The organism is Hydrocoleum sp. CS-953 (assembly GCF_002260545.1).
GTDB lineage: Bacteria > Cyanobacteriota > Cyanobacteriia > Cyanobacteriales > Microcoleaceae > Trichodesmium.
In genome coordinates this window covers 1-2,974 of the sequence record NZ_LGSU01000390.1, presented here as the reverse complement: position 1 = coordinate 2,974, position 2,974 = coordinate 1, and the positions used below count along the sequence as shown (strand labels likewise).

Here is a 2,974-nt window from a genome sequence, read left to right as displayed (position 1 = left end):
AATTCGAGAAACAAAAGTTTGCCGAAAACCCCTATTCAGTGGGATTCAGTGGGAACTTTATTGGATTAAAATAATTCTAAATACTAATGGTAGTTTAATTTTTATTTTTGCTCAGAAGTATGAACATCAAAGCTATAGTTTGTAATATCCAACTATACCCCCAGAGACTAATATCCCGGTCTTTATTAGTTGCAACTTTGTCTACATTGGGCTTAATGATGGGTGTAGTACCTAGAGTGTCAAACCCATCATCATTAACTCCTATATTTGATACAGCAGTCTATGCTCAAGAATCTTTCACAGATCAAGCAGTAACTGCTGAAGAAATAACAAAGTATGCTTTTTCAGTCTTACAAATTGAGAACTTAAGAATAGGAGTATATAGAGAAATTCAAAATGAATTTCAAAAACAAACTCCCGGTGGTTCTGTTCCACCAATAATTTGTAATCAGAAAAGTAGTGTTAATACTTTACCACAAAATGTTAAGGTAATTGCTGTTAGTTACTGCAATCAAGCTAAAAAAATTATTGAAGGAAATGATTTGACAGTTTCTAGGTTTAATCGAATTACAATGACTCAAAAAACCGATCCAACTTTGCGAGAAAAAATTCAAGCTGAGTTGATTCGTATTCAAGAAGAAACTGGTAATTAGGGTTTGCTGAAGTGTTATGGGTGAGAGTAGGAGTCAGGAGGTAGGGACGTTTTGCTGCGCAACATGGAAAGCGGAGCATTCCGGAACGGAAAACGCATTTTTGCCTGTGCAACGTCCGTACAGAATCAGGAGGAATGGGGAATTTAGAGGAGGTAGTCATAAAAATTATCCCTTGATTTTTCAGCCATGAGTCAACCCAAAATCCTAAATTTTTGAATCTTTTTGACCTAAAAGTTCGTACTTTTTCCAGACCTAAAAATTATAAAAGCTTTATCTGTAAAGGCTTTAATATTTAATCAGCAGAGCAATAATTAATTAATTAATTAATTAATTAATTAGATATCTCCAGATAAAGAGGGAGTAGGGGTAGACATCTCTAAAAAAGAGGGAGTAGGGGCGATTTCGTTCCGAGTGCTGTCGCAAACGCCTTTGCGTGTCATGTGCGTAGCAAAGCATTCTGCAGGAAATCGCCCCTACTATTGTCATATTTGAGGTGTGTCAAAATACTACAAGTTTTGCTAATTATTTGGTATAATTAAAGGTTGACCTGATTTTTCTTATCCCAGGAATTATCAACTAATGAATAATATTTGGCAACGTTTAAAAAATCTACCTTGGCCAGAACTATCTTTAGTAAGTTTAATAACTACTTTGACAGTAGTAACTTCAGAAGTATTATTAATCCTCAGCCTAACTTATTTCTTTGTGATTCTCAAACCATTGAATATGTTATTTTCATCTCCATTTTTTGGGGTTTTAATACCCATAGGGGTAGCAATAGGAATGGGAGCATTAGCGGTTTATTTATTGGAATGGTGGCAAAAAGAATGGTTACTGAATAATTCTAGTCTTTGGGCGCTAGTTTTCTGTTTATTTATTGGTTTATTATTAAAATCTTTATTACCTTTGCCTTCTATATTGCTAACTGCATCTAGAGCTTCATTAATAAGTTTAGCTGTAGGAGTTTTCTGGAAAGGACGACCTTATTGGCAACGATAATTAATAATTAATAATTAATAGTTAATAATGACCTCTTGTTAAAACCGAGAGATAGTAAGGGAGTATGGAAATCTTTCATTATTCATTATCCATTATTCATTATTCATTAATTTCAAACCTGCACCCACGGAAAACGCATTTTTGTTATGCAACGTCCGTACAACGAGTTTTCACATTAAGTCAGATAAACCCGCCCCCAATGATATAAACCACCATCGGGCGGGGCGGGTTTATGTAAATCTTAGAGTAACCATGAAAATTTCTAAGGAGAACGTTTTTTTATCACGCTCTTATCCGGAGATGATATTAGATATCTCTAACAAATTAATCAACCTTTCTTTACCTCTGTAGGGACTTTCGATGGAAAGTCCCTATATTATTGCGATCGAAATCACATATTTTTCCAATTAAAGCTTGTAGTAGAGCTGCTAGCCTGAACTGTAGAAAAAACTCATCCGAAAAGCGCCACAGGAAGTGATCGAGGAATTCCTCACCCATCCGAAAGGGTTGTGAAGTTAGAGCATTTTCCGACCACACGGGATCAATTTGATGGGCTTTGAAGTCTCATTCGGTAAGGCGCGTTGGGCAGCGCGATGCGGCGCATCGGGCAAGCAGCGCAACGCGGCCGATGAGCCTTCAAAGCCCACCGGAGGCCGGGTTCTTTTCCGCCCTGACTGCGTTGCGTCTCTTATCCGATGCGCCGCATCGCATTGCGAGCCGCGCCTTATCAGAGCGGAAAATCTCCCCGGTCAAATGATTCCGTGTGGTCGGAATATGCTCTAGTGCGTGGCGGTGCCGGCCCGCTCCCCCTCCCGGCCGTCCATATGATAATTCCGGGGCGGTCGGGAGGGGGAGTGGGCTGGAACAGGTTTCGCTATCTACCCAAGCTGGGCAGCCAGAGCGCGATCTCCGGCCAGATGATCAGCAGGCCGACCAGCAGGATCGAGCAGGCCATGAAGGGAATCGCGGCCACGTAGATATCCCGCATGGTGGTGCCCGGTGTGGAAACACCCTTCATGACGAAGAGCAGCAGGCCGAAGGGCGGCGTGGTGAAGCTGATCTCCAGCGCCAGCAGGATGATCACGCCGAACCAGATGAGATCGAAGCCGAGAGTCTGTGCCAGCGGGAAGAAGACCGGCACGGTCAGCAACATCATGGAGAGCTGGTCCATGAACATGCCCAGCACCAGCAGGATGCAGAACATCACCAGCAGCATGACCGTGGCATCCAGCTCGAAGCCGGTGGCGAAGCGGATCAGTCCCGAGCTCGCGCCGGAGAAGGCGAGCAGCGCCGAGAAGGTCGCCGAGCCGAAGATGATCAGC

At 42.3% G+C, this 2,974-nt stretch carries 3 protein-coding genes; 2 read left to right on the top strand and 1 reads right to left on the bottom strand.

Going from position 1 to position 2,974, the window contains the following annotated elements; translation table 11 throughout:
• Positions 1-197 precede the first annotated feature (197 nt).
• Together AFK68_RS03785 and AFK68_RS03780 are read left to right on the top strand one after the other, a co-directional pair.
• Complete coding sequence (locus AFK68_RS03785; RefSeq protein WP_168186308.1) at positions 198-653, top strand: DUF4168 domain-containing protein; 456 nt, start codon at positions 198-200, stop codon at positions 651-653.
• Between the two features lie 579 nt (positions 654-1,232).
• Positions 1,233-1,652 carry a peptide chain release factor 1 gene (locus tag AFK68_RS03780; RefSeq protein ID WP_094671659.1) on the top strand — a complete coding sequence of 140 codons (420 nt, stop codon included), beginning with the start codon at positions 1,233-1,235 and terminating at the stop codon, positions 1,650-1,652.
• Positions 1,653-2,526: 874 nt separating this feature from the next.
• Here the strand turns inward: AFK68_RS03780 and AFK68_RS03775 are convergent.
• A partial coding sequence (locus AFK68_RS03775; RefSeq protein ID WP_143437486.1) for a TRAP transporter large permease subunit occupies positions 2,527-2,974 on the bottom strand: 448 nt, incomplete at its 5' end.